This is a genomic window from Pseudomonas sp. BF-RE-25 (assembly GCF_019956105.1).
Taxonomy (GTDB): domain Bacteria; phylum Pseudomonadota; class Gammaproteobacteria; order Pseudomonadales; family Pseudomonadaceae; genus Aquipseudomonas; species Aquipseudomonas migulae.
Map to the genome: position 1 here is coordinate 1 of NZ_JAHBDB010000090.1, position 5,964 is coordinate 5,964.

3 protein-coding genes and 2 pseudogenes are annotated in these 5,964 nt (G+C 61.6%); 2 read left to right on the forward strand and 3 right to left on the reverse strand.

Going from position 1 to position 5,964, the window contains the following annotated elements:
- Positions 1-214: 214 nt before the first annotated feature.
- The 3 genes and pseudogenes from KGB24_RS29540 to KGB24_RS28445 form a co-directional block, all read right to left on the reverse strand.
- Entirely contained in the window at positions 215-1,036 is an 822-nt protein-coding gene (locus tag KGB24_RS29540) for a methyl-accepting chemotaxis protein (protein WP_404943258.1), read from the reverse strand.
- Positions 1,037-1,120: 84 nt separating this feature from the next.
- Positions 1,121-1,897, reverse strand: a pseudogene (locus tag KGB24_RS29545) (cache domain-containing protein); the annotation flags it as partial.
- A 192-nt stretch (positions 1,898-2,089) separates the two neighbouring features.
- Positions 2,090-3,406 carry a Na+/H+ antiporter family protein gene (locus KGB24_RS28445; RefSeq protein WP_162130708.1) on the reverse strand — a complete coding sequence of 439 codons (1,317 nt, stop codon included), beginning with the start codon at positions 3,404-3,406 and terminating at the stop codon, positions 2,090-2,092.
- Between the two features lie 1,513 nt (positions 3,407-4,919).
- Here KGB24_RS28445 and KGB24_RS29550 point away from each other — a divergent pair.
- Positions 4,920-5,066: pseudogene (locus KGB24_RS29550) on the forward strand (HAMP domain-containing protein); the annotation flags it as partial.
- Positions 5,067-5,168: 102 nt separating this feature from the next.
- Entirely contained in the window at positions 5,169-5,924 is a 756-nt protein-coding gene (locus KGB24_RS29555) for a methyl-accepting chemotaxis protein (protein ID WP_404943259.1), read from the forward strand.
- Positions 5,925-5,964: the final 40 nt, after the last annotated feature.

Sequence of the window (5,964 nt, forward strand, 5' to 3'; positions counted from 1 at the left end):
GCGTTGTGTCAGGCGCCATCAATGTTGACTGACATATCGCCATCGCCGGCAAGCCGGCTCCTACAAAGGGGTGTTGTGTCAGTCGACATCAATGCTGGCTGACATGCCGCTATCGCCAGCAAGCCGGCTCCTACAAAGGGGTGTTGTGTCAGTCGACATCAATGTTGACTGACGCGCAGCCATCGCCGGCAAGCCGGCTCCTACAAGGTGGGGGTCAGATGCGGAACTGGCCGACCAGAGTGCCGAGGCGCTGGCCAAGATCAGCCAGGCTGCGGGACGTCTGGGCGCCGAGTTGGGTTTCGCCGGCCACGTTGTCCACGGCCACCGCGATCTGATGCACGCTGCGGTTGATCTCTTCGGCCACGGCGGTCTGCTCCTCGGCGGCGCTGGCGATCTGCGCGTTCATCGAGTTGATGGTGCCGATCAGTTGAGCCATGGTGTCCAGCGAGGCGCCGGCTTCGTTGGCCTGCATGGACGTACCGTCGCCGGCCTCGCTGGAGCGGCGCATCGCTTCCACCGCCGACTGAGTGCCGGCCTGCAAGCGGTCGATCATGCCCTGGATTTCCTGGGTGCTGATTTGCGTGCGGCTGGCCAGCGCACGGACTTCGTCGGCCACCACCGCAAATCCGCGACCGGCCTCACCGGCACGGGCCGCTTCAATGGCGGCGTTGAGCGCCAACAGGTTGGTCTGCTCGGCAATCGAACGGATCACCCCGAGCACGCTGACAATCGATGACACGTCCTTCTGCAGGCTGTCGAGGGACACGCCGCTGCTGCGAATATCGTCGACCAACGCATGAATCTTGACGATGCTGCCGGCCACCACACGCTTGGCCGTCTGGCCTTCTTCGTCGGTCTGCTGCGCGGCCACTGCGGCGTTTTGTGCGCTTTTCGCCACTTCTTGCGCGGCGGCCGACATTTCGTTGATCGCCGTGGCCACCTGATCGGTCTCGTGACGTTGACGCTCCATCGCCTGATCCGAACGCTGGGCCTGATCGGAAACCTGGTTCACCAGCCCGGTCAATTGCGAGGTCATTTCGGTAATCTGGCGCACCAGGCCGTGGATCTTGTCGACGAACCGGTTGAACGAGCCGGCGAGTTGGCCGAGTTCATCCTGGCTGGTGATGGTCAGGCGCCGGGTCAGGTCGCCCTCGCCCGCCGCGATGTCGTCGAGGTTGGCTTTCATCAGGTTCAGCGGACGCAGAATGGTGTTGGCCAGCAGCATGCCGGCGGCGGCAATCAGCAGCAGCACGACGGCGGCGATGCCGATGATGCTCAGCAACACGCCTTCCATCCGGTCTTGAACCTTGGCCTCAACCACCGCCACCTGCGCCTCGATACCGTCAAGGTTGACCGAGGTGCCGACCGCCATGTCCCACTTCGGCAGGTATTCGGTGTAACCGAGTTTCGGCACCAGCACCTTGGTATTGCCAGGCAATGGCGAGCTGTATTGCAGGTAGTGAGTGCCGTCTTTGGCGACTTTCACCAGGTCGCGGTTGACGTAGACGCCGTTTGGATCGCGGTTATCCTTGAAGCTCTGGCCCACGCCTTCGGGGCTGTTGGCCTTGAACAGGCGCACGGTGTTGGAGTCGTAGCCGAAGAAGTAGCCTTCCTTGCCGTAGCTGATGCTCGACAGCAATTTGATCACCTGGGCCCGCGCCGCGTCATCGCCAGGGGCGGCGGCCTCGTAGAGCGGTTTGATCGCAGTCATGGCCACGGCGACGTAACTTTGCAGGGTGGCCTTGGCGTCGCTGAGCAGGCGCTGACGCGTCTCCTCGACCTCCTTGCGGGCCTGTTCCTGCAGAACGAACAACGTGGTCAGGCTGATGACCAGCGCAAAGAGCAACACCGGGAGGACGGCAAGGGACAGGACTTTAGCCTTCAGGCTCATGCGCATGACGGTTCACTCTTTTGGTTTTATTGGCGTGGTTAAAGGCTTTAACGGCACGCCGGGTCAAAAGTTGAGCTGGAGGGGCAATGAGGTCCCCTGTAGGAGTGAGCCTGCTCGCGATGAGGGCAGCATATCCAACATCTATGTGACAGACAGACCGCTATCGCGAGCAGGCTCGCTCCCACAGGGGGTCTTCGTTCAGAGGACCATCGCGGCCACCCAGCCGAACGCCAGCAGCGGCAGGTTGTAATGCAGGAAGGTCGGGACCACGGTGTCCCAGATGTGGTGATGCTGACCGTCGATGTTCAGGCCGGAGGTCGGGCCGAGCGTCGAGTCGGAAGCAGGCGAACCGGCGTCGCCCAGCGCGCCGGCGGTGCCGACGATGCAGACGATGGCGATCGGGCTGAACCCCAGTTGCACGCACAGCGGCACGAAAATCGCTGCCAGAATCGGCACGGTGGAAAACGACGAACCGATGCCCATGGTCACCAGCAGACCGACCAGCAGCATCAGCAGCGCACCGATGCCTTTACTGTGGCCGATCCACGACGCCGACGCTTCAACCAGCGTCTGCACCTGACCGGTGGCTTTCATCACTTCGGCAAACCCCGAGGCGGCGATCATGATGAAACCGATCATCGCCATCATCTTCATGCCTTCGGTGAACAGATCATCGGTGTCGCGCCATTTCACAATGCCCGACACCGAGAAGATCAAAAAGCCTGCCAATGCACCGATAATCATCGAGTCCAGCAGCAACTGAATAATGAACGCCGCCGCAATCGCCACACCCGCAACCATCAGGCTCAGCGGGTTGTACTGCACCGCGACCTGCTCGACCTGTTCGATCTTTTCCAGGTCGTAGACGCGCTTCTTGCGGTAGCTGATAAAGGCTGCCGCAAGCCCCACCACCATGCCCAGCGCCGGAATGCCCATGGCATGGGTGACGTTGATGCCGCTGATATCGACGCCGCTGCGGGCCACGTTGGCCAGCAGGATTTCATTGAGGAAAATGTTGCCGAAGCCCACTGGCAGGAACATGTACGGGGTGATCAGGCCAAAGGTCATGACGCAGGCGATCAACCGCCGATCCAGTTGCAGCTTGGTCAGCACATACAACAGCGGCGGCACCAGCAACGGAATGAAAGCGATATGTATCGGCAGAATATTCTGTGAAGCGATGGCCACCACCCACAGCAGGCCGATCAGCAGCCACTTCACCGAACCGCCACCGTTGGCGTGCTGGCGGTCAACCATGGCCAGGGCTTTGTCGGCCAGCGCATGGGCCAGGCCGGACTTGGCAATCGCCACCGCGAAGGCGCCGAGCAAGGCATAAGACAAGGCCACCGTCGCCCCGCCGCCGAGACCGCTGTTGAAGGCTTTCAAGGTGGCGTCGATGCCCAGGCCACCGGTCAAACCACCCACCAGCGCGCCGATAATCAGCGCGATCACCACGTGCACGCGGGACAGGCTGAGAATCAGCATGATGCCGACCGCGGCAATTACAGCATTAATCATCGTTACCTCAGGGCAAGCGAAATGAGCCCGGCCGGCAGTCTGCGAAGAGCCGCCAGCGGGATAAGGAATGGGTTTTATTAGAGGGCGCGCACTGTGCCGGACCATCACCGCCTTGTCAAAGCCAGCAGCCCCGAACGCAAGCTAGGCCATCCCTTTCCAAAACGACATCGCCCCCTGTAGGAGCCGGCTTGCCGGCGATGGCGGTGGTTCAGTCCCCCCGTTATTGACTGGGCGGACGCCATCGCCAGCAAGCTGGCTCCTACAGGATTCGTGATAATGATTCCATTTCGTCGGACGGCATAAAGAAAGCGGATTTTCGGCCGCTACAGTGCAAAGTCTCAGATATTTATCGAATAAGGACGTCTCCATGTCGCTCAGACAACTTTCCATTCAATGGAAAATCACCCTGCTGGCCGGGCTTTGCCTCGCCGGTATCGTGACCTTGCTGGTAGGTCTTTCGCTGTATCGCATGGAGCACAGTTCCGAGCTGGTGAAAGCCTCGAGCATGGAGATGCTCACTGAAGCCGCCCAGGCCCGGATCGAGTCCCAGGGCGAAAACCAGGCGCTGAACATTCGCCAGCAGTTCATGGATGCCTATCAATATGGCCACGGCTTCTCGCGTCAGGTGTTGTTCCTGCGCGATCAGGCCGAAAAGCGCTTTCTCGATGCCTTCGACCTGCGTGAAGACCTGACCCGCCAGGTCAAGTCTGCGTTGCAAGCCAACCCGGAATTGCTCGGCCTGTCGCTGGTGTTCGAAGCCAATGCGCTGGACGGCAAGGATGAACTGTTTGCCGGCCAGGCTGAGCTGGGCAGCAACGACAAGGGCCGTTTCGCGCTGTACTGGTCGCAACCGACCCCCGGCAAGGTGACGTCGATGGCGCTGCCTGAAACTGACATGGCCGACACCAGCACCGGCCCCAGCGGTGAACCCGCCAACGCCTGGTTCACCTGCCCGCGCACCTCGCTCAAGCCCTGCGTGATCGAACCCTACTTCTATGTGATCGACGGCCAGAACGTGCTGATGACCAGCATCGTGTTCCCGCTGATGGTCAATGGCAAAGTCATCGCCTCGCTGTCGGTGGACATCAACCTCAACAGCCTGCAAGCCGTCAGCCAGGGCGCGAGCAAGAAGCTTTATGACGGCCAGACCAACGTCAGCATCATCAGCCCGGCCGGTTTGCTCGCCGGCTACAGCCCGGACGCCAGCAAACTCGCCCAGCGTCTGGACGCTGTGGATAAAACCAACGGCACCGAACTGATCCGCCTGCTCGCCGCCAGCAGCAAAACCGCAAGCCTGCACAGCAACCAGCAGTTGAAAGTGCTGTCGCCGTTCCAGCCGATCCCCGATGGCAAATCGTGGGGCGTATTGCTCGATGTGCCGGAAAAAGTCCTGGTCGGCCCCGCCGAAACCCTGAAAAAACAACTCGATGAAAGCAATACCGCCGGCACACTGGTCGAACTAGGCCTCGGCGTGCTGGCCGCGTTGATCGGCCTGTTGTTGGTGTGGCTGATGGCGCGCAGCGTGACCAAACCGATTCTGGGTGTGGCGCACATGCTCGAAGACATCGCCAGCGGCGAAGGCGACCTGACCCGGCGTCTGGCCTACGACAAAAAGGATGAGCTGGGCCAGTTGGCCGGCTGGTTCAACCGTTTCCTCGACAAGTTGCAGCCGATCATCGCCGAGGTGAAACGCTCGGTACAGGACGCGCGCAGCACGGCGGACCAGTCTTCCGCCATCGCCACGCAGACCAGCGCCGGCATGGAACAGCAATACCGTCAGGTCGATCAGGTGGCGACCGCTTCCCACGAAATGAGCGCCACCGCCCAGGACGTTGCCCGCAGCGCGGCACAAGCGGCACAAGCAGCGCGCGATGCCGATCACGCCACCCGCCGTGGCTTGACCGTGATCGACCAGACCACCACCAGCATCGACAACCTCGCCGCCGATATGAGCGCAGCGATGGTGCAGGTCGAAGGCTTGGCGGCCAACAGCGAGAAAATCGGCTCGGTACTGGAAGTGATCCGCGCCATCGCCGAGCAGACCAACCTGCTGGCCCTCAACGCCGCCATCGAAGCGGCCCGTGCCGGTGAGGCCGGACGCGGTTTTGCGGTGGTCGCCGACGAAGTGCGCAACCTGGCGCGGCGTACGCAGGAGTCGGTTGAAGAAACCCGTCTGGTGATCGAGCAGTTGCAGAACGGCACGCAGGATGTGGTGGGGTCGATGAACAACAGCCATCGCCAGGCTCAGGGCAGTGTCGAGCAAGTCAGCCAGGCCGTCACGGCGTTGCGCCAGATCGGCGACGCAGTAACGGTGATCAGCGACATGAACCTGCAGATTGCCTCAGCGGCGGAAGAGCAAAGCGCGGTGGCGGAAGAGATCAACAACAACGTGGCGACGATCCGGGACGTGACCGAGTCGCTGTCGGGGCAGGCCAATGAATCGGCGCGGGTGAGCCAGTCGCTGAATAGCCTGGCGAATCAGCAACAGAGCCTGATGGATCAATTCCGCGTCTGACTGCCTCCCCTGTAGGAGCCGGCTTGCCGGCGATGGCGAT